The 21,071-nt window shown below is 69.9% G+C and carries 19 protein-coding genes and 1 tRNA gene; 8 read left to right on the forward strand and 12 right to left on the reverse strand.

The window, feature by feature from the left end:
- Nucleotides 1-4: 4 nt before the first annotated feature.
- Nucleotides 5-1,108 (reverse strand): CDP-alcohol phosphatidyltransferase family protein, encoded by a 1,104-nt coding sequence (locus D451_RS0124345; RefSeq protein ID WP_014912224.1) that lies wholly within the window; start codon nt 1,106-1,108, stop codon nt 5-7.
- Between the two features lie 333 nt (nt 1,109-1,441).
- On the opposite strand from D451_RS0124345, the gene bcp reads away from it, so the two are divergent.
- Together bcp and D451_RS0124355 are read left to right on the forward strand one after the other, a co-directional pair.
- Nucleotides 1,442-1,924: a thioredoxin-dependent thiol peroxidase gene (gene bcp, locus D451_RS0124350; protein WP_017536352.1), complete on the forward strand. Its 483-nt coding sequence runs from the start codon at nt 1,442-1,444 to the stop codon at nt 1,922-1,924.
- 91 nt (nt 1,925-2,015) lie between these two features.
- Nucleotides 2,016-2,089 (forward strand) — tRNA-Leu (locus D451_RS0124355).
- A gap of 79 nt (nt 2,090-2,168) precedes the next feature.
- On the opposite strand, the gene D451_RS0124360 is transcribed toward D451_RS0124355, so the two are convergent.
- From D451_RS0124360 to D451_RS0124375, 4 genes are all read right to left on the reverse strand, one after another.
- Nucleotides 2,169-3,329 (reverse strand): serine/threonine-protein kinase, encoded by a 1,161-nt coding sequence (locus D451_RS0124360; protein WP_014910467.1) that lies wholly within the window; start codon nt 3,327-3,329, stop codon nt 2,169-2,171.
- A 337-nt stretch (nt 3,330-3,666) separates the two neighbouring features.
- Nucleotides 3,667-5,013: a M16 family metallopeptidase gene (locus tag D451_RS0124365; protein WP_014909183.1), complete on the reverse strand. Its 1,347-nt coding sequence runs from the start codon at nt 5,011-5,013 to the stop codon at nt 3,667-3,669.
- A gap of 52 nt (nt 5,014-5,065) precedes the next feature.
- Entirely contained in the window at nt 5,066-6,349 is a 1,284-nt protein-coding gene (locus D451_RS0124370) for a M16 family metallopeptidase (protein WP_014909691.1), read from the reverse strand.
- Between the two features lie 130 nt (nt 6,350-6,479).
- Nucleotides 6,480-7,163, reverse strand: a complete 684-nt coding sequence (locus tag D451_RS0124375) for a hypothetical protein (protein WP_014913566.1) — start codon at nt 7,161-7,163, stop codon at nt 6,480-6,482.
- 124 nt (nt 7,164-7,287) lie between these two features.
- Between D451_RS0124375 and sppA the strand changes: the two genes are divergently transcribed.
- Nucleotides 7,288-9,012, forward strand: a complete 1,725-nt coding sequence (gene sppA, locus D451_RS0124380; RefSeq protein ID WP_026125336.1) for a signal peptide peptidase SppA — start codon at nt 7,288-7,290, stop codon at nt 9,010-9,012.
- A 2-nt stretch (nt 9,013-9,014) separates the two neighbouring features.
- Complete coding sequence (locus D451_RS0124385; RefSeq protein ID WP_014910939.1) at nt 9,015-9,509, forward strand: flavin reductase family protein; 495 nt, start codon at nt 9,015-9,017, stop codon at nt 9,507-9,509.
- Between the two features lie 51 nt (nt 9,510-9,560).
- Here D451_RS0124385 and D451_RS0124390 read toward each other — a convergent pair whose 3' ends face one another.
- The 6 genes from D451_RS0124390 to D451_RS0124415 all read right to left on the reverse strand — a co-directional run bounded on the left by D451_RS0124390 (nt 9,561) and on the right by D451_RS0124415 (nt 14,822).
- The gene (locus tag D451_RS0124390) at nt 9,561-10,472 is read right to left on the reverse strand and encodes an ABC transporter substrate-binding protein (RefSeq protein WP_017536354.1); all 912 of its coding nucleotides are present in this window, start codon (nt 10,470-10,472) and stop codon (nt 9,561-9,563) included.
- Between the two features lie 38 nt (nt 10,473-10,510).
- Nucleotides 10,511-11,182, reverse strand: a complete 672-nt coding sequence (locus D451_RS0124395; protein ID WP_387607343.1) for an ABC transporter permease — start codon at nt 11,180-11,182, stop codon at nt 10,511-10,513.
- Nucleotides 11,183-11,187: 5 nt separating this feature from the next.
- On the reverse strand, nt 11,188-11,982 hold the full coding sequence (locus tag D451_RS0124400) for an ABC transporter permease (RefSeq protein ID WP_017536356.1): 795 nt from the start codon (nt 11,980-11,982) through the stop codon (nt 11,188-11,190).
- The gene (locus D451_RS0124405) at nt 11,979-13,094 is read right to left on the reverse strand and encodes an ATP-binding cassette domain-containing protein (protein ID WP_017536357.1); all 1,116 of its coding nucleotides are present in this window, start codon (nt 13,092-13,094) and stop codon (nt 11,979-11,981) included. Before D451_RS0124405 ends, D451_RS0124400 begins: the two co-directional genes overlap by 4 nt.
- A gap of 211 nt (nt 13,095-13,305) precedes the next feature.
- Nucleotides 13,306-13,983: an HAD family hydrolase gene (locus D451_RS0124410; protein WP_017536358.1), complete on the reverse strand. Its 678-nt coding sequence runs from the start codon at nt 13,981-13,983 to the stop codon at nt 13,306-13,308.
- A 95-nt stretch (nt 13,984-14,078) separates the two neighbouring features.
- Nucleotides 14,079-14,822 carry an NUDIX hydrolase gene (locus D451_RS0124415; RefSeq protein WP_017536359.1) on the reverse strand — a complete coding sequence of 248 codons (744 nt, stop codon included), beginning with the start codon at nt 14,820-14,822 and terminating at the stop codon, nt 14,079-14,081.
- Nucleotides 14,823-14,958: 136 nt separating this feature from the next.
- Here D451_RS0124415 and nadA point away from each other — a divergent pair, with 136 nt between their 5' ends.
- Nucleotides 14,959-15,957 (forward strand): quinolinate synthase NadA, encoded by a 999-nt coding sequence (gene nadA / locus D451_RS0124420; RefSeq protein WP_014912387.1) that lies wholly within the window; start codon nt 14,959-14,961, stop codon nt 15,955-15,957.
- Nucleotides 15,958-16,108: 151 nt separating this feature from the next.
- On the forward strand, nt 16,109-17,506 hold the full coding sequence (locus D451_RS0124425; protein WP_241463380.1) for an RNA polymerase sigma factor: 1,398 nt from the start codon (nt 16,109-16,111) through the stop codon (nt 17,504-17,506).
- A 13-nt stretch (nt 17,507-17,519) separates the two neighbouring features.
- Here the strand turns inward: D451_RS0124425 and D451_RS0124430 are convergent, their stop codons facing one another.
- Nucleotides 17,520-18,140: a TetR family transcriptional regulator gene (locus D451_RS0124430; RefSeq protein WP_014910281.1), complete on the reverse strand. Its 621-nt coding sequence runs from the start codon at nt 18,138-18,140 to the stop codon at nt 17,520-17,522.
- Between the two features lie 362 nt (nt 18,141-18,502).
- Between D451_RS0124430 and D451_RS0124435 the strand changes: the two genes are divergently transcribed.
- A complete protein-coding gene (locus D451_RS0124435; protein ID WP_017536360.1) occupies nt 18,503-19,531 on the forward strand; it encodes an MBL fold metallo-hydrolase in 1,029 nt (342 codons plus the stop codon).
- Nucleotides 19,532-19,709: 178 nt separating this feature from the next.
- Nucleotides 19,710-21,065 carry a glycosyltransferase family 4 protein gene (locus D451_RS0124440; RefSeq protein ID WP_026125338.1) on the forward strand — a complete coding sequence of 452 codons (1,356 nt, stop codon included), beginning with the start codon at nt 19,710-19,712 and terminating at the stop codon, nt 21,063-21,065.
- Nucleotides 21,066-21,071 lie beyond the last annotated feature (6 nt).

Genomic DNA, 21,071 nt, shown 5'->3' on the forward strand with positions numbered 1-21,071 from the left:
TCCACTAGCGCACGGTCGTCTGGGAATCCGTGTCCGTGTCCGAGTCGGTGTCCCGACCGTGTTCTTCCGCGCCGTCGGACGGACCGGAGAATCTCAACGCGCCATCGATTCCATCGACCACACGGAAGAAGTCCCGCGTGGACAACCACAGTTTATAGATGATGGCGATCTCGAAGGCGAGCAGCAAAACACCGACGAAGGCGGTGATCCAACCGATCGCCTCGGGGGCGATCAGCGCCGCCGCGATGGGCGCCACCACGAAGACCGCCATCTGGAACTCGATACCGCCCACCAGGTGGGTACGGATCCGTCGGGCGTTGAGCGCCGCCCAGAACCGCTGATACCAGGGGAAACGGTTCCGGAATTCCTGGTGCAGGTCGACCTTGGGCAGGGTCAGGTCCGGCTGCTTGCCGGCGGTGCGCTGATTGCGCGCCTCCCGCTCGTTCTGGCTGCGCAGTATCTGCTCCAGCACACCGATGCCGTGACGCAGCACCGCCTGCTCGCCGCCGTCGCTCATCGTCCGGCCGCCCCGACCGGTCGCGCTGCCGGTGTCGTCGCCCTCGGGCTCCAGCATCGACAGGGTCGCCCGGGCCCGCTCCAGCGCCGCGGCCAGGTGGGAACGCATCTCACGGCGCACCTTGTACACCTGGAGCGCGTTCAGGTAGCGCAGCATGTCCAGGAAGACCACGGCCAGCGCCAACCACACGAACGCCACGTGCCCGGTCTCCCGGTACTGGCCGCCCATGAGGGCGACCACGCACACCAGGACACGGAAACGATCCGACACGTAGTCCATCCACGCCCCGAAGAGCGTCTCCGAACCGGTCAGCCTGGCGAGCTTGCCGTCCATGCAGTCCACGAGGAAGCACAGGTAGTACAGCAACGCGCCCAGGATCAGGAGCTGCCAGTAGCCGAAGGCGAAGCACACGGCGGCGCCCAGGCCGAGGAAGAGCGCGACGACCGTCAACTGGTTCGGGGTGATCGACGTGCGACCGGCGATCGAGCGGACCAGCCGGACCGCGATCGGGTCCACCATGTAGACGGTCCACCAGGAATCGCGCTCCTTGAGAGTACGAGCCCGGACCTCGTCGAGTGTGAATCCAGCCATCGGCGCGAACTACTCTCCAAGCGAAACGGATGTGCTCCGGCCCGGCGGGCGGCCGGACATGCCGTCAGGTCATCGGCGACCACGCACGGTACGGCATGAGGTCGGGAAGAGGCCAACCGAGAGCGTCCGGTCAACAATAGGTGATCGAACCGCTGGTCATCCCCCGAAGCGGACGAACCGAACCGGAATCGCAACCGAAGGCCGCCCACCGGCGAGGACATCGCAGAGAAAGCGGCCACCTGCATCCCTCCCCCCACCATCTCGTACTGTGAGGCGTGAAGGAAGTGGGGTGGAACACTCTCCACCCCGCCCGAAGAAGACAGGAAGCACCACGTGAGCGAGAGCATCCGCCTGGCGACCGGCGACCAGGCCCCCGACTTCACCCTCGACGACGCCGACGGCACCCCCGTCACCCTGAGCAAGGTCCTGGCCGAGACCGGCAAGAGCGTCGTCCTGTACTTCTACCCGGCCGCCATGACCCCGGGCTGCACCACCGAGGCCTGCGACTTCCGGGACAACCTCACCGAGTTCGCGAACGCGGGCTTCACCGTCCTGGGCGTCTCCCCCGACCAGCCCGCGAAGCTGGCCGAGTTCCGGGACAAGGAGAGCCTGACCTTCACCCTGCTCGGCGACCCCTCCAAGGAGACCCTGGTCGCCTACGGGGCGTTCGGTGAGAAGCAGAACTACGGTCGCACCGTCCAGGGCGTCATCCGTTCGACCTTCATCGTCGGCACCGACGGCAGGATCCAAAAGGCCTTCTACAACGTGAAGGCCACCGGTCACGTCGACCGGATCAAGCGCGAACTGGGCGTCTGATCCTCGGCACGGTCGTCCGGTCACCCCAGGACCGGACGACCCGCCACCCCGCTACCCCGTCCTGTCCCGGCCCCGGTAGAGTGGCCCCGTCGGGGCCGTAGTCCAACGGCAGGAGACGGCAGCTTTAGGTGCTGTACAGTGCGGGTTCGAATCCCGCCGGCCCCACTCTCATCGGGACGACCCGCTCGCGTGCCCACGGCCGCGGGGTCGTCCCTTTCCCGTTCCCGCCCCAGGTGGGCTGCGGTCACAGCGCCAGCAGGGCCCACATGACCAGGGCCAGCAACGCCAGTACGCCCACGCCGACGGCGATCGCCATCGGCAGCCGACTCTTCTCCGCGTGCTTGCCCGAACTGGTCAGACCGAGGGTGTCCGTCGACTCGCGGATCGACGTCATGATCGTGTTCATCGCCTCGGGGCTGTTGCGCAGCCGCTCGCTGATGGACTCGGCCAGCACGTGCGCCCCCGCGCGGAAGTGCTCACGCGCGGATTCGCGGTCCGCGGACCGATCCCCCTCGTCGGAGTCCTCGGCCGCACCGTCCACGACCGCTTCGACGGCCTCTTTGGTGGGCATCGTCGGGGCCCACGGGGCCAACGCCGCGATCCGCAGCATCTTGGCCGCGTTCTCACCGGTCAACCGCTCGGCGGGTTCGACCTTGAGCAGCCCCGCCAGCACCGGCGCGAGCGGGCCGGCGTTGGCGGCCTCCTTCGGCTCGTCCAAGGGCTCCTGGCGCAGGATCTTGATGTAGCCCTTCCGGTCGTAGGGCGGGTAGCCCTCGACGGCGGCGTACAGGGTGGCGCCCAGGGACCACAGGTCGGACTCGGGCCCCACGGGGCCGGCCTTGGCCCGCTCCGGCGGGATGTAGGCGGGTGATCCGATGATCCTGCCGGAGGAGCTCAGCGCCGATTCGCCGTTCCAGGCGGCCAGGCCGAAGTCGGTCAGGACCACCCGGCCGGCGGCGTTGATCATCACGTTGTCGGGCTTGACGTCGCGGTGGACGATGCCCTCCTCGTGCGCCACCCGAAGGGCGTCGATCAACTGGAGCCCGATCTCGGCCACGCGCTGGTAGGGCAGAGGGCCGCCCACCTGGATGATCTCCTCCAGGGTGGAGGCCTCCACCAGCTCCATGACGATCCACGGCCGCTCGTCCTCGTCCACCACGTCCAGGACCGTGACCAGTCCGGGGTGGGTCAGCCGGCCGGCGACACGGGCCTCGCGCGTGGTGCGCTGCAACAGGGACTCGCGCTCGGAGCGACTCAGGTCCGCCGGCAGACGTAGCTCTTTGACCGCCACCTCGCGCTTGATGACCAGATCGGTGGCGCGCCAGACCGTCCCCACACCGCCTCGGGCGATCTCCGAGGTCAACTGGTAGCGCCCCTTCAGCAGCCGGCCGGCGGGCTCAGCCACCGCCGCGTCCGGACGCGCCGAATCGAGCGACGTCTCGGGCCGCTGCGTGTGAGGGTTGTCTAGGGAGGACACGGTTATCCACGGGTCCATTCACCGGCCATGGTGGCCTCCTGCGGAGCATTGCGGTCGCTGTCACCACGTAGGTGCACGGATCACTCGTTATACCAGCATGACGCCGGGGCCACCTCGAGGGTTGGCCGATGGTCGTCACATAGGTTCGCTTTCGTTATGTCCGAGCAGGAGCGACACATGCCATGACGAGGATCTCCCTTGCCGATCCTTGACTCGGACGCGGGCTTCGTGCACGCGCGTCCGCGCGTGCACGAAGCCCGTGCGCTCAGCTCCAGAGGGACTCCGGAGAACGCACCTCGACCGGACCGACGCCGGTCTCGGTCAGCGGCCCGCGCAGGCTCTCGGCGTCGCCGACCACCACCACGACCGCCTCCTCCGGGCGGAGGTACTCGACGGCGGCGGAGTTCAGGTCCTGCGCGGTGAGCTTCTCGTAACCGGCGCGGACCCGGTCGACGTTGTCGTCGGGCAGGTCGTGCACCACGATGTCCACCAGGGCCCCGGCGACCGCCCGGGCCGTGGAGTAGGCCACCGGCAGGCCCACGATGTTGGACTCGCGGACCGCGGCCAGCTCGTCCTCGGTGACCCCCGAGGCGCGCAGCTTGGCGATCTGTTCGAAGGAGGAGGTCACCGAGTGCGCGGTGGTGCTCGCCTCCACCTGGGTGCTCATGAAGAACACACCGCTGTCGCGGCGCAGGTCGAAACGGCTTCCGGCACCGTAGGTGTAACCGAGGCGCTCGCGCAGCTCCATGTTGAGGCGAGAGGTGAACATCCCGCCCAGCACCTCGCTGATCCCCTCGGCGCGCGGCAGTTCCACCTGCGAGCGCGAGGGGGCGCGGTGCGCGATGACCAGGGCCGACTGCACCGAACCGGGCCGGTCGACGACCAGCACGCGGGGCAGCTCGCCGGGCGGCGGGGCGGGCTCGGTGATCCGACGCTCGGGCACGGCCGCGGTGTCGCCGAAGACGCCCCGGCCCAGCTCCTCCAGGTCGACCCCGGAGAGGTCGCCGACGACCACGAGGGTGCCCGCGTAGGCCGCGATCGTGTCGGCGTGGAAGGCCGCCACCCGCTCGGGGGTGATGTCGGCCAGCTTGACGGGACCGCCCGCCAGCGGGGTGGCGTAGCGGCCGGTGAACAGCTGCCCACCGAGGCTGCGCATGGCCAGGGTGGACGCCGAGGCGGCCTCCAGCCAGAAACGCTCCAAGAGCTGGTCGCGACGGCGGACGATATCGTCGGCCTTCAGCGCCGGGCGACGCACGGCGTCGGAGAACAGCCCCACCGCGTCGCCGAGTCGGTTGATCGGCGCGTCCAGGCCGGTGATGAAACCGTCCCAGTTGGCGCGGGCGACCCATTCGGCGCCGTAACGCTCCAGGGCGGGGGCCAGAGAGCTGTTCCCGTCCGGCCCGTCTTCGAGGACCTCACTGGTCAGGGCGGTGACGCCCATGGCGTCGAGAGGCTCGACGGCCCCACCGAAGGGGTGGACGAGGCGGAGGGAGATCAGCTGCTGGCCGGGAAGGTCCACGGCGACGACCGTGCCGTTGCCGACACGGACGCGCTCGGGCTTGGGAAAGGAGTAGGAGGAGGCGGCGCCGAGGTCCGGGCGGGTCTGCTGCATGCTGCGGCTCTTTCTGCGGCTAGGGAACGACTGGGGCCTTCGGTGACGAGGCTCAGGCCTCGGCCTCGGGGTCGAACCGGACGACCAGCATGTTCTCGTCGACGAGGAAACGCTCGGCCGCGGCCCGCACCTCCTCGGCGGTGATGTCGGCCCAGCGCCGGGGCCAGGTGAAGGCGAGCTCCGGGTCGTCGAACAGCTGGGTGCAGCTTCCGATGGTGTCGGCCAGCCCGGAGGGACTGGAGATGTGGTGCAGGTGGTCGCGCTCCAGGACGGCGCGGGCCCGCTCCAGCTCGTCGTCGGCGATCCCGTCGGCGAGCTTGGCGACCTCCTCCCGGATGGCCTTCTCCAGGATGTCGCCGTCCACGCCCTCGCGCGCCAGCATGTTCACCAGCAGCAGGCTGTCGGTGTAGCGGAACGGCAGGATGTCGGCGCCGGCCCCGCCGTCGTCGGCGGCGATGGGGCGGTCCACGACCAGGGAGCGGTACAGCCGGCTGCCCTGCCCCTGACCCAGGACGGCGGAGGCGAGCTGGGCGGCATCGTGCCCGCGCTCACCGTAGGCGGGGACACGGAAGCCGATGAACACGCCGGCGGCGGGCACCGTCTCGGTCACCGAGTCGCGGACCGGGCCGCCCATGGGGACCCGCAGGACGGGGTCGGGGACCTCGGGGATGTCGTCACGGGCCGGAATGTGGCCGAAGTACTTCTCCACCCGGGCCAGGACGTCGGCGGACTCCAGGTCGCTGACGATGGTCAGGACACAGTTGTCGGGGCCGTAGTGCAGCTTGTGGAAGGACTTGACGTAGTCCAGGTCGGCCGCGTCCAGGTCGGCCATGGAGCCGATCGTGGGGTGGTGGTAGGGGTGCCCGACCGGGTAGGCCAGGCGCAGGATGCGCTCCAGGGCCGTGCCGTAGGGCTGGTTCTCGTAGCGCTGACGACGCTCGTTCTTGACCACGTCGCGCTGGTTGTCCAGGACCTCCTGGGTCATGCCCTCGCGCAGGGTGGCCAGACGGTCGGCCTCCAGCCACAGGATGAGGTCCAGGGCGTGGGTGGGGACCGTCTCGAAGTAGTTGGTGCGGTCGGTGGAGGTGGAGGCGTTGATGTCGCCGCCCAGCCGCTCGACCGCGTCGAAGTGGTCGCCCTTCTCGGTGTTCCCGGTCCCCTGGAACATCAGGTGCTCGAACAGGTGGGCGAAGCCGGTGCGTCCGGGCACCTCGTGGCGTGAACCCACCCCGTACCAGAGGTTGACCGAGGCGACCTGGCCGGTGGAGGCCGGCGCCGTCACCAGACGCAACCCGTTGTCCAGCGTGTACTGATCGACCCGTCCCGCCGTTCCCATAGTGGTCACCAGCGCATGCACCCCATCAAGTTCCGTTGGTCGCTTCGACGAGTACGACCCTACGGCCTCGACACGCCTCGGGGACACGGGTTCGGGTAAGCCGTGGGCGATTTAGCGCCGTTCACCCCTTCTAGCGACCGGCGCGGTACTCCGTGCTGTCCATGGAGGCGGCGATCTCGTCGTACACGCTGCTGTACTGGGCGTCGACGGACCAGACGTAGAGCAGGACGTCGCTTTCGGGGAGGAACCACATGCGCACCTCGAAGGTGTCCTCGTTATCGCAGGTGACGCTCCAGACCGAGTGGTGGGACTTGAGCCCGTCGGCGTGCTCGAAGACCTGGCCGTTGTCGGAGGTCAGGGTCGCCTTGTCCACTCCGATGTTGCCGGAGGCGGCGGTGTTGAGGCTGCGGCAGCTGCTGGTGTCGTCGGCCCAGCCGTCGTCGTCGTAGAAGGCGTCGTCCTTCTTGGGCCAGCTCTGAGGGTGGTTCTCGGCCTGTTCGGGGACCAGACGGATCGAGCCGTAGGCGCAGGCGCTCTGTCCGGGCGGGGTCAGGCACAGTTGGCCGCCCTCGTTCTGGACCTCCCAGTCCTCGGGGGCGTCGATCTTGACCCCGGCGACGTCGACGTTGTCGAAGCCCTCCGGGCCCGGGGGTTCGACCGCGGGCAGCATGCCGCTCTCGCCGCGTTCCAGACTGATCTCGTCGGATCCCCCGGAGGAGCAGGCGCCGAGGGTCAGCAGAGCCGCGGCCGCGACCGCGACCGAGCGGCCACCGGTCCGTACACGCAGCCGTTCCTTGTCCGTCGCGCCCGCCATGGTTCGTCCTGCCCTTCTTGGGGTTCTTCGCCCCTTACACGCCCATCCGGTTCGGAGCACAGTCGACCTTAGCGTCCCTCGCGCGTACAACGCACCGGGGAGTCGTCGGCACTACTCTGGGTCCATGGTGGACCTCGCGAAGATCACTGAGCCCTTGTCCCTCAAGCGCTTCGGGCCTCGTACCCAGGGCCCGTTGGTACTGGAACTGGATTTGACGGAGGGGGTGGTCGACGAGGCTCCGAGCGATCCGCTCAGCCAACTCATGAATCGGCGCAAACAGCACTATCTGGAGGTGCTGGAGGGGATCCGCAGAGGCGCCCGCGACCCGGAGGTGGCCGCCTTGATCGTGCGGGTGGACGCGCGCGGCCTGGGTCCGGCGAAGGTGCAGGAGCTGCGGGACACGGTCGCCGACTTCCGTGCCACCGGCAAGCCCACGGTGGCCTGGGCCGACACCTTCGGTGAGGCCGGCTCCGGCAACCTCCCCTACTACCTGGCCACCGCCTTCTCGCGGGTGGTCCTGTCCCCCACCGGCCTGGTGGGGTTGAGCGGCCTGATGTCGCGTTCCACGTTCTTCAAGGGCGCTCTGGACAAGCTCGACGTTCGTTTCGAGGGCGGGGCCCGCCACGAGTACAAGAACGCGGTCGACCCCTTCACCCGGACCGGCTACAGCGACGCCCACCGTGAGGCGACCGGTCGGATCGTGGAGTCGATGAACGACCAGATCGTCGAGGCCGTGGCCGAGAGCCGGGGACTCACCGCCGAGCGTGTGCGCGAGCTGATCGACACCGCCCCGATCCTGGCCTCCGAGGCCCTGGAGGCCGGCCTGGTCGACCGGCTCGCCTACCGGGACGAGGTCTACGCCGAACTCAACGAGCAGGTGCGCGGCAAGGCCGACAAGGCCCCGGACCCCGCGCTCCAGTTCGTCACCCGTTACCACCGCCGCCACACCTCGCCGCCCAAGCCGAGGATCGCCGACCAGGAGGCCCACGTCGCCCTGATCTCCGCGAGCGGCGGCATCTCCCTGGGCAAGAGCCGTCGTTCGCCGATGGGCGGCACCGTGATGGGCTCGGACACCGTCTGCGCCGCCTTCCGCGCCGCCCGGCAGGACCCCCGTATCAAGGCCGTGGTGTTCCGCGTGGACAGCGGCGGCGGCTCCGCCATCGCCTCGGACCTGATCCGCCGCGAGAGCCAATTGACCCGTGAGGCGGGCAAGCCGGTCGTCACATCGATGGGCGACGTCGCCGGCTCCGGCGGCTACTACGTGGCGTTGGGTTCCGACGCGATCGTGGCCGAGCCCGCCACCATCACCGGTTCCATCGGCGTGCTCACCGGCAAGCTGGTCCTGGGCCCGCTCAAGGAACGCTTCGGGATCACCTCGGACTCGGTGAGCGAGGGCGCGCACGCGGGCATGTTCGACTCCGAGGAGGGTTTCGACGAGTCCGAGTGGGAGCGGATCAACACCCTTCTGGACGACATCTACCAGGACTTCGTCTCGAAGGTCGCCGCCGCGCGCGGCCGGACCTGGGACGAGATCCACGAGGTCGCCAAGGGCCGGATCTGGACCGGGGCCGACGCCCGCGAGCGCGGTCTGGTGGACGAGCTGGGCGGGATCGAGACGGCCGTGCGGATCGCCAGGGCCAAGGCCGACGTCGGTCCGCTGCCGCTGCGCGTCTTCCCGCGGCCACATCCTCTGGACCGCCTCCGTCAGCACGAGTCCAGCGAGGACCTGGCCTCCTCCGACCCGCAGACCGTGCTGAGCGCCTGGGGCCCGTTGGAGCACATGGCGGCCCGTCTGGGTCTGCCCGCCGCGGGCCCGTTGACCATGCCGGGGTCGTGGGAGATCCGTTGAGCGTGGACGGCGGGGCCTACCTGGAGGCCATGGCGCTGGCTCCGACCGGGGTGACCGTGGTGACCATCTCCGACGGGCGCGACGACATCGGGGCGACCGTGAGCTCGTTCGTGTCGATCTCGGTCGATCCCCCGGTGGTGATGTTGAGCGTGGACGCCGAGGGGTACGTCGCCGAGGTCGTCGAGGAGGTCGGCGCCTTCGCGGTGAGCGTGCTCCACGCCGACCAGCTCGCCCTGGCGGGGCGTTTCGCCGCCGAGGGTCGACCCAGCGCCCGCCTGTTGGTGTCGGGGCAGCCGCACCACCGGGGCGAACGTACGAACGCGATCGTCCTGGACGAGGCGTTGACCGCCCTGGAGTGCTCGGTGCGCCAGAGGGTGGAGGTCGGCGACCACGTGGTGTTCTTCGCCGACGTGATCGGGATCCCCGTGGCGGGGTCCGGACGGAACGAGAAGGCGATGGTGCGCTGGGCCGGCCGCTACCACGCCGTGGAACGCTGAACGGGGCGGGGCCGACGTCGATCGGCCCCGCCCCGTCCCGTGCGGTACCGCTCAGGCCAGGTTCTCGCCCTCCAGCCATTCTCGGGCGACGTCGGCGGGGCTCTCGTTGTCGACCATGACCTGCTCGTTGAGCCGGGTCAGTTCCTCTGTGGTCAGCGCGGCCGAGACGGTGTCGATCTTGTCCCGGGCCCGGTCGTCGACCTGGTCGGTGTTGATCAGCGGCGTGATGTTCTGCGCGCCGAAGAGGTTCTCCGGGTCCTCCAGGACGATGAGGTCCTCGACCGCGATCAGCGGGTCGGTGGTGAAGAGGTTGGCCGCCTGGATGTCGCCGTCGGAGAGCGCCTTGGTCAGGAGCGCGGCGTCCAGGGCGCGGAACCCGCCGAACTCGACGCCGTACACCGATTCCAGCCCGGGAACGCCCTGGCGTCTGGTCTCGAACTCGGGGGGCGCGCCGAGGGTCATGTCCCCGGCGACGTCGGCGAGGTCGGCGATGGTGGTGAGGTCGTTCTCCTCCGCGGTCTCGCGGGTGACGGTCACCGAGTCCTTGTTCTCGGCGCTGGAGGAGTCGAGAATCTCCAGACCGTCGGGGAGCGCCTCGGTGATGGCCTCGTTGGTCTCCGCTCCGTCACCGATCTCGGCGTCGGGGTCGAGGTAGAAGAGGATCCCGCCGTTGTACTCGGGGAAGAGCGAAAGCGCTCCGGACTCGATCTGGTCGTAGTACACCTCGCGGCTGCCGATGTTGAGCTGGTACTCGACGTCCACTCCCTCGGCCTCCAGGGCGCGTCCGTAGATCTCGGCGAGCAGGGTGCTCTCGGGGAAGTCGGCGGAGCCGATGACGATGGCTCCATCACCACCGCCCCCGCCTTCGGTGTCCTGGCCCTCCTCGAAGGGGTCGCTGCCGCCACAGGAGGTCAGCAGGACGGCCGCAAGGGGGAGCCCGATGAGGGCGAACCTCGTGTTCATGTGCGTTTCCTTAACTCTGAGATCGGTCGCCGATCCGTTCAGCGCGCCGCCGCGGCCTCGGCGCGCAGTCCGGGTGCGACGAGGAGTCGCCGCAACCCGGCGAACAGGAGTGTGGTGAGCACGGCCAGCCCCACCACGAGTACGGAGCCGCCCAACAGCATCGACAGGTCCTGGCGCGCCTGCCCGTCGACGATGTAGCGGCCCAGACCGCCCACGCCGACGTAGGCGGCGATGGTGGCGGTGGCGATGACCTGGACGGCGGCGGTGCGCATGCCGAGCAGGATGAGCGGGGCGGCCACCGGCAGTTCGAGCTTGAACAGCACCTCGCGTCCGCGCATCCCCATGCCCAGGGCCGCGTCCTTGAGCCGGGCGTCCACGCCCCGCACCCCTTCGTGGGTGTTGACGAGGATCGGCGGTACGGCGAGCGCGACCAGGGCGCACACGACCGGGACCAGGCCGATGCCGGCCAACAGCACGATGAGGAAGAGCACGCCGATGGTGGGCAGGGCCCGGGCGAAGTTGGCGAGGCTGGTGGTGAGGAACCCGCCGACCCCGGTGTGGCCGGTCAGCAGGCCCACGGGGACGGCGATGGCGGCCGACAGGGCCAGGGCGAGCAGGGAGTAGTAGACGTGTTCGAGGACCCTGGTCGGGATCCCCGCGGGTCCGGTCCACTGGGCGGGGTCGCTGAACCAGTCGACCAGCAGGGTCATGACGTTCACGGTGATTCCCCTTGCTCGAGGGCGGTTCCGTCTCCGGCCGCGGCGGTCTCCGCCCGTACCGCCTTCTTGCGGAACGTACGTCCCCCGCCCGTGTGCGCCCAGGGGGTGAGCAGGCGTTGGGCGACCACGAGCACGGCGTCGGTGGCCAGTGCCAGCAGGACGATGAGGACGATGCCCACCACGATGGGCGCGTCGAACTGGCGGCGGAAGCCCTCACTGACGATGAGCTGTCCCAGACCGCCCAGGCCGACCAGCGAGGCGACGCTGACCATGCTGATGGTGGCGACCGACGCCACCCGCAGTCCGGCGATGATCACCGGTACCGCCACGGGCGTCTCCACGAACACCAGGCGGCGCAGCGGGCCGAAGCCCATGGCGACGGCGGCCTGACGAACGTGTTCGGGGACCTGGCGCAGACCGTCCACCACGTTGGGCAGCAGGATCACCAGTGTGTAGAGCGCGAGCGGTACGACCGCGGTCCAGTCGCTGAAGCCGGTGTAGGGCAGCATCAGGAAGAACAGGGCGATGGAGGGCACCGCGTAGAGCACGTTGACGCCGGTCAGGACCGGTGGGTAGACCGGTCTCCAGCGCACGCAGGCCAGCCCCAGCGGCAGCGCGATGATCAGCCCGATGAGAATGGACCCGTAGGCGAGCCGCATGTGCTCCAGTAGTCGGGGCAGGATGCCGCGGTTCGGGTCGCCCGGGTGGCTCCAGTCGGCCACCGCCCAGTCGACCACTCTCAGCACCCAGTCGAGGACTCCCGCTCCCCCGGACGCGTCCGCGGCGATCACTCGGACACCGACCAGATCGCGGCGCCCAGGTCCTCTTGGGAGACCACTCCGAGGACGGCGCCCTCGTCGTCGACGCCCACGGCGCGTCCCGCCGGGGAGAGCACGGCCGCGTCCAGCGCGGCGCGCAGCGAATCGGTGGCCACGTCGAAGGTGTGCCCGTAGGGGGCCATCTCCAGCGTTCCGAGTGTGAGGCCGGCGGGCTTGTCGATGAGCTGGGCGGCGTCGACCCATCCCAGGGGCGCGCGGTTCTCGTCGACGACGAGCACCCAGGGCTCACCGTCGCCCTCGACCACGTCGCGGGCCCGTTCGACCCGGTCCTCGGTGTCGAAGACGACGTCCTGACGTAGTGAGAGCTGCCGCGCGGGGAAGAAGGACAGGCGGCGCACCCCTCGGTCGTAACCCACGAAGGACTCCACGAAGTCGTCCACGGGGCGGGCCAGGAGGTGTTCGGGCGCGTCGTACTGGGCGAGCTCGCCGCCGGGTCGGAAGACCGCGATCCGGTCGCCCAGTCGCACCGCCTCGTCGATGTCGTGGGTGACGAACACGATGGTCTTGTGCAGTTCCTGTTGGAGGCGCAGCAGCTCCTCCTGGAGTCCGGCGCGTACGACGGGGTCGACCGCGCTGAAGGGTTCGTCCATGAGCAGGACCGGGGGGTCGGCGGCCAGCGCCCGGGCGACCCCGACCCGTTGTTGTTGCCCGCCGGAGAGTTGGTGGGGGTAGCGCTTGGCCTGGGAGACCTCCAGCCCGACCAGTTCCATGAGTTCGGCGGCGCGGGCCCGCGCCTTGCGGCGGTTCCATCCCAGGAGCAGGGGGACGGTGGCGATGTTGTCCAGGATGGTGCGGTGCGGGAAGAGTCCGGCCTGCTGGATGACGTAGCCGATGGAGCGGCGCAGCAGGGCGGGGTCCTGGTCTCGGATGTCGGCGCCGTCGATGCGGATGGTGCCGTGCGTGGGCTCGACCATGCGGTTGATCATCCGCAAAGAGGTGGTCTTGCCACTACCGGAGGGCCCCACGAAGACCGTCGTCCGTCCGGTCTCGACGGTCAGGTCCAGGCCGGCGACGGCGACGGTTCCGTCGGGGTAGATCTTGGCGGCGCCCTCGAACGTGATCATCGGGCTCTCCTTCGGGGGCGGATGGTGCGGTGATCGCCCGGGTTACGGGGTCCGGGAACGTCGGGCGGCCGGAGACCGTTGCGACGTTACCCGAGCATGCGATGGACAAACCGTTACGACGCGGTCCGTGATGGGACCGTCCACCATTTCCTACATTATAAGTAGGGAATATGTTCGCGAGGGCGCGCGCCGCATGGGGCGGGGCGGCACCTCAGGCCGCGCTCCGAGAGATCGCCCATGCGGCGAGACGGTGCAGATCGTCCACGATCACGTCGGCCTTCTCCGCCTCCGGGAAGGCCGCGTGACGGTAACCGTAGATCCCACGACGCAACAGGGCGGCGCTCATGCCGGCGGCCCGAGCGGGCAGGACGTCGTTGTCGACACGGTCGCCGACGTAGAGGATCTCCTCCGCGGAGATCCCGGGCGTGTGCTCGACCGCCAGTTCGAGGGTCCGATCGAAGAACCCGGAGGCGGGCTTGGCCACGCCCCACGTGTCGGAGATGCCGATGCCGGCGACGCCGAGGTTCATCGACTCCAGCTTCGGACCGGCCTCGACCGGCTGGTTGCCCGCGATGAGGAGGGTCAGACCGGCCTCACGCATCGCGGCGAAGGCGGGACGCACATCGGGGTACAGATCGGACTCGCCGAAGTGCTCGCGTTCACCGTCGGGCTCCTCCGCGCGCCAACGGGCGCTCTCCGACTCCAGGTCGAAGCCGGGGACCAGGAGCCGGAACCCGTCGGTGAGGGTGCCTCCGGTGGCGATGACGCCACCGATGGTGCCGAAGAACGCCATGTGCGGGATCGCGAAACGGTCGGCCCAGCGCGCGAAGATGCGCGTCTCGTCGACCAGCGTCTCTCCGACGTCGAACACCACAGTACGAATTGCCACGATTAGGGAGTTTACACAGCGCCCTCTTCCGGTTCCTCCGCACGAGCGCCCCATCCGCGCGGGTGTGACGAGCGCCCCGCCGTGCGCCCGCGACCTCAGTTCGGGGGGCGCAGGACGGCGAAGGCGTCCGTGATCTCCAGTTCCCTCGCCCGAAAGCGGAAGAGCGCGGCGGGCCGCCCACCGGAGCGCCCCGAGGGCACGGAGCGACCGGTCTCCTCGATCTGCCCCCGCCGAATCAGGACGCGGCGCAGATTGGTGGCGGCCACGTCGTGTCCGAGGGCCGCCCGGTAGTAGCCGGACAGCTCGGACATGGTGAATTCGGGCGGGGCCAGCGCGAAACCGACGTTGGTGTAACTGAGCTTGGCGCGAAGGCGCCTCCGTCCGGAGCGGACGAAGGTGGCGTGGTCGAAGGCCATCGGAGGCAGATCGGCGGCGGGGTGCCAGCCGGTGTCGTCGGGCACCACGGGGTCGATGTGCGCGGGGACCAGCCCCAGGTAGGCGGTGGCGAGGGTGCGCCGCTGGGGATCGCGGTCGGGGTCGCTGCGGGTCTCCAGTTGTTCGAGATGGTTCAGGTCGCGGACGTCGACCTTCTGGGCGAGTTGACGCCGGATCGAGGAGCCCAGGCTCTCGCACGCGCCGAGTCGCCCTCCGGGCAGGGCCCAGGCCCCCTCGAAGGGCGGTAGGGCCCGGCGCCACAGGAGGACGCACAGCTCCCCCGCGCGGATCTGGAGGACGACGGCGAGCGCCTCGTGCGCCGCGAGCGAACCTCCTCCGCCTCCGGAGTCGTTCGTGGCCGCTCCTACCGCGGCGGCCGGCCCGTTTACCTCCGAGATGTCCACCCTGTCCCTTCCGTTCCATGCCATGTTAAGCTTCAGCAGGTTTGTGCCTGCCAGACGAAAACCTGGTCTCGCGCACCGGTCTCCCAGGGCGCGGCGCCCGTAAGCCGCGTCCACAGCCTCAAGGAAGTAGTCGGACATGGCATCGGTCACCGCGACGGCGGACACCATGACCAGGCAGGAGTGGGCCGCCGAGGTCCGCCGCCTGGCGGACGAACGCGACGCTGTCATCCTCGCGCACAACTACCAGCGTCCGGAAATCCAGGACGTGGCCCACCACACCGGTGACTCCCTGGCCCTGTCCCGCCTGGCCGCCACGGTCGAGGCGAGCACGATCGTCTTCTGCGGCGTGCACTTCATGGCCGAGACCGCCAAGATCCTCGCACCCGAGAAGACCATCCTGCTGCCCGATCCGAACGCGGGCTGCTCGCTGGCCGACACCATCACCGCCGAGGACGTGCGGAACTGGAAGGCCCAGCACCCCGACGCGGTCGTGGTGGCCTACGTCAACACCACCGCGGCGGTCAAGGCCGAGACCGACATCTGCTGCACCTCCTCCAACGCCGCCGACGTCATCCGCTCCATCCCGGAGGACAAGGAGATCCTCTTCCTTCCGGACCAGTTCCTGGGTGCCCACGTCAAGCGGGTCACCGGCCGCGAGAACATCCACGTCTGGATGGGCGAGTGCCACGTGCACGCCGGCATCGACGGCCACACCCTGCGCGAACGCGTGGAGTCCGAGCCCGACGCCGAGGTGTACGTGCACCCCGAGTGCGGCTGCGCCACCTCCGCCCTCTACCTGGTCGGCAGCGGCGCGGTCCCCGAGGACCGGGTCAAGGTGCTCTCCACCGGCGGCATGCTCAGCGCCGCGGAGAAGACCAGCGCCTCCAAGGTGCTCATCGCCACCGAGACCGGCATGCTGCACCAGCTGCGCAACGCCAACCCGAACACCCGGTTCGAGGCGGTCAACTCCCGCGCCGAGTGCCACTACATGAAGATGATCGACGCCGACAAGCTCCTGGGGTCGCTGCGCCACGGCACCACCGAGATCACGGTCGACGCCGAGACCTCCGAGCGCGCGCGTCGTTCGGTGGAGCGGATGATCGCGATCGGTCAGCCCTCGCGCGGCGGAGAATGACCCTCTCGACCCGATACCGGTAACAGAAGTCTCACCTTCAGGACACAGGTGCTCGATTCCCGCGCACCACGCTCCCCCTGTCGCTAGCGTCACCACAGACGGCAGGGGGAGAATCGTGACCAGGGGCGACGAAAGAGACGAACCAACGGCGGTGTCGGCCGAGGCTCTTCACGATGCCCACGCCCCCGCGCTGTACCGGTACGCGTGGTCCCTGCTCGGCGACGGAGGCTCCGGAGGATCGGAGGACCCCGTCGCCGAGTCCGTGTACGAGGGACTCGTCGCCGGAGTGGTCTCCTTCTCCTCGCTCACCGACCCCGACGACCCGGGCCCCTGGCTCTACGCCCTGGTCCGCTCGGCCTGCCAGCGTCGTGGTCTGGGCCGGACCCACCCCTACACCGGACTGGCCACCGTCGCCGCCGAGGAGCCGGTGGCCCGCATGTTCTCCCGACTGCCCGCCAGCCAACGCGAGCTGGTCGAACTGACCCTGCGCCATTCCCTGCCCACCTCGGCGATCGCGCGGATCCTGGATCTGGAGCCCGGCATCTGCGGCGAGCTGTCCCGCACGGCGATCCGCCGCGCCGCCGAGGAACTCCACCAGGGCTCCGGAACCGCACCCGAGCCCGCCGACGGAGAGGACCCCGAACCGAACGGCCCACTCTGGCGCGCCCAGGTGGAAGGGGTCACCGAGGCCCTGTCCCTGTTGTGCCCGCCGGGCCCGCCGCCCGGACTGCGCGAACGCGTCCTGGACGTCTGCGGCTCCCCCACCTCCGAGGCCGCCGCCGAACGACGACGGGTCGCCGCGCTCATGCGTCCACTGGCCGCGGACGGCTACCCCGTGCACAGAGCCCGCACCGACGGCGAGGCCCCCGCCGAAGCCCTCATCGCGGAGCCGGCGCCGAACGTCCCGGTCTCTCCCAAGGCCCTGCCCGAGGATCGACTGACCACGCGGGACCATCCCGCCTACGAGGGCACCCGCTCCCTGCTCCCGGGTCCCGACCACGACCCGGCGTCCGATCTCCTGGCCGAGCGACGGCGGTGGCCGCTGCCCGCCGTCTCCGGTCTGGCCATGGTCGTGATCGTCCTGCTGCTGTGGTGGTGGGCGGGTGCCATGGGCGCGCCCCGGACACTGATCGACGCCGGGCCCGACGGTTCCCCGCCGAACAGTGAGAGCGGCGAGGTGGAGGCGCTCTCCACCGCCTCCGACGGTCGCCCCGGCGGGGCGCCCGACGCGGGCACGGACCCGGAGCGCTCCTCGACGCTCCCGCCCGACGAACCCGCCGGAACCGGGGCCGACCCCGACGAGCCACTCGAGGAGGGCGAGGACCACCCGGAGGAGGGAACGGAGCCCGCCCCGGGCCGGACCCCCGGCACACCACCGGACGTCCCCGCGCCGAACCCGCCCCCCGCCGACGAGGACGAGGAGCGGCCACCCTCGAACGAGGAGCCGGTGGAGGAGGATCCCGAGGAGGAACCGGGAGAGGAGACGCCCGTGAACGGTACGGGCGGTTTCCTCGACGGCCTGCTCGGGCTGTTGTTCGGCGGCGGCTGACCGGGGCCGCGTCTCAGAAGGAGGAGAGCAGCCGCTCCGCGGCCACGTGCAGACGCCGTTCGACCTCGTCGATGTCGCGGCGCCCCTTGAGCACCTCCACCAACTCGAAGATCCACACGCTGGTCAGGGAGCCGGCCAGGACGTATCCGATGCTCTCCCGGTCCACCTCGACCTCCTCCCGCGCGTCGATCTCCTCGGCGGCCTCCAGGTCCCCCGTGGCGACCCGCCACACCAGGTCGGTGATGCGCACGTCCAGCTCGATCTTGACCTCGGCCATGATCAGGGATCGGACCAGCGCGTCGGCGAGTTCGGGCTCGCGCATGAGGCCGCGGGTGGCGCGCAGCAGGACGTCGACCGCGCGGCCGGAGGCGGTGTCGGAGGTGGGCGGACGACGGACGATGCCGCCCTCCAGGAGGTCGAGCTCCTCGGTGACCACGGCCACGACGAGATCCATCTTGGAGGGGAAGTACCGGTACAGGGTGCCCAGGGCGACCCCGGCGCGCTCGGCCACCGAGCGCATCTGCATGGCCTCGACGCCTCCGCGGACCGCCAGAGCGGCCGCGGTCTGGACGATGCGCCGACGACGCTGGGTCTGATTCCTCGTCATCGTTCCGATCGGTGCAGGCACCGCCACTGGGTCTCTCCCCTTCGTCGTCGGTCCGGGCACCTTCCGGTGGCCGCGGATCGAGGGTCGGCTCATCGGGGCCGGCACACCACCACCGGCCTTCATGAGAACACGTTATCTAACGGCTTCCCTCGCTCGCAGTGCTTCGAACCCATGATCCGCGCCTCATCGCCCGACGTGGCAAAGGCAATACGAGGTCTTGGCCCGGGCTTTCGGATCACCCGCCCGACCTGAGTAGAATACGTTCTATTTGCCTGGGCCGAAGGGTCTGGAACCCGTTCGCACCGCTTTGCCACCCCTCCCCTTCCTCTCGCACGGCCCCTCCCTAGAATAGAATCAGATTCGGTTTTCGATGGAGAGGTCGACCCGGGATGCGCGACGTTCCCCCACCGGAGGACTTGGGCGAAGGGCTGTGGAGCATCCCCGTGCCCGTCCCCGACAACCCGATCGGCTTCACCCACGTCTACGCCCTCCCCACCCCCGAGGGGCCCGTCCTCATCGACACCGGATGGAACCACGACACCTCCTGGGACGCTCTGGTCTCCGGTCTGGGGAAGGCCGGGCACACCGTCGACCGGGTCGTCGGCGCCGTCATCACCCACTTCCACAACGACCACTCCGGTCTCACCGGCCGACTGCGCGAGGCCTCCGGCGCCTGGATCGCCATGCACCCGCGCGACATCGACGTCCTCGACCGACTCTCCGAACACGACCCACGAGAACGCGCCGCCTCCGTGATCGCACAGATGACACGCGCGGGCTTCCCCGACGAGGACATCGAGGCCTTCCGGGCCTCCCCCACCGTCTTTCGACCCCCGGCCCGACCGGACCTGGCCCTGAACGACGGCGAGCGCGTTCCCGTCACCGGCCTGGACCTGCGCGCCGTATGGACCCCGGGTCACACCCCCGGACACCTGTGCCTGCATCTCCCCGACCGGGCACTGCTGTTCACCGGCGACCACGTCCTGCCCCGCATCACCCCCCACGTGGGCCAGTTCCCCCTCGACTCCCCCGAAGGCGACCCGCTCGGCGACTTCCTGACCGCACAGGCCGGGATCGGAGACCTCCCCGACGCCGACCGACTGCTATGTCTTCCCTCACACGAGACCCGCTTCACCGACCTGCCCGGACGCACCCGGCGGATCGTCTCCCACCACGAGGAACGACTGACGGCCATGGCGGCCCTTCTCTCCCAGGGCCCCACCACACTGTGGGAACTCACCTCCCGGCTGGAATGGCGCCGCCCCTGGGAACACATGCGGATCACGGCCCGCCACATGGCCGCCTCCGAGACCGCCGCGCACCTGCGCACCCTGGAGGAGAGGAACCTGGCCACTCGAAAGGGCCCGATGGACCTGCCCCGATGGGTCGCCGTCGATCGATCGCATCGCCCCGAATAGGATTCCCTGGACCCGAAGCCCGACGCCGCCCCCGAATGAACTCACGAGTAACATATGGGGTACGCCCACACGGCCCGGCGGCGACCACGATCGCCCACGCGACAGCGCCCACCGGGGTCCGGAACACCGGCGGCACACGACGGCGCACGGGCACGCGACCCAACGAAGAGGTGGACTCTTGACCCAGTCGGGCACAAGCACGGGACCGACCCCACGGCCGTCCGGCGACCGCCCCCTGCGCGTCGCACTCCTGTCCTACCGGAGCAAGCAGCACGTGGGCGGCCAAGGCGTGTACGTACGCCACCTCTCCCGTGAACTGGCCGCCCTCGGCCACCAGGTCACCGTGTTCTCCGGACAGCCCTACCCCGTCCTGGACGAGGGCGTCACCCTGGAGAAGATCCCCTCCCTGGACCTCTACAACGACGCCGCCCCCTTCGTCGCCCCGCCCGTACGCGAGTGGCGCGACTGGATCGACGTCCTGGAGGTCGCCACCATGTGGACCGCCGGATTCCCCGAACCCCTCACCTACTCCCTGCGCGCCAACCGCGAACTGCGCCGCCGCCTCGGCGAATTCGACGTCGTCCACGACAACCAGACCCTGGGCTGGGGACTCCTCGGCATCAAATCCGCCGGCATCCCCCTGGTCACCACCATCCACCACCCCATCAGCGTCGACCGCCGCATCGAACTCGACGAGGCCAAGGGGCTCCAGAAACTCTCCAAACGCCGCTGGTACGGGTTCGTCAAGATGCAGGCCAAGGTCGCCCGCAGGCTCGACCCGATCCTGGTCCCCTCCCGCTCCTCCGCCGACGACATCGCACGCGAGTTCGGCGTCGCCCCCGAGGCCATGGAGGTCACCCCCCTGGGCGTGGACACCCGCCACTTCCACCCCCGTCCCGACGTGGAACGCGTCCCCGGACGCATCGTGTGCACCGCCAGCGCCGACAGCCCCCTCAAGGGCGTGGGCGTCCTGTTGCGCGCCGCCGCCCGACTGGCCGCCGAACGCGACGTCTCCCTCACGATCGTCAGCAGGCCCCGCCCCGGCGGCCCCACCGACCTCCTCGTCGACGAACTCGGCCTACGCGATCGCGTGGAGTTCGTCAGCGGCATCGACGACGAGGAACTGGGACGCCTCATCTCCGGCGCGCAGATCGCCGTCGTCCCCTCCTTCTACGAGGGCTTCTCGCTCCCCGCCGTGGAGGCCATGGCCTGCGGCACCCCGCTGATCGCCAGCCACGCGGGCGCCCTCCCCGAGGTCGTCGGCACCGACGGTGACGCCGGCCGCCTCATCCCCCCGGGCGACCCCGAACGACTGGCCGACGAACTCGCCGCGCTGTTCGACGACGACGCCGAACGCGAACGCATGAGCGCCGCCGCCTGGCGCCGCGTCCAGGAACGCTTCACCTGGAAGGCCGTGGCCGAACTGACCGCGCGCCGCTACGCCACCACCATCGACGCCGTCAAGGGCACCGAGGCCCACGCCGAGGACGACCGTACGCCCGCGCCCGAGCGGGCCCGCGCCAACGGCGCCTGACCCGAC

It is taken from the genome of Nocardiopsis alba DSM 43377, from assembly GCF_000341225.1.
In the GTDB taxonomy this organism is placed as follows: Bacteria; Actinomycetota; Actinomycetes; order Streptosporangiales; family Streptosporangiaceae; genus Nocardiopsis; species Nocardiopsis alba.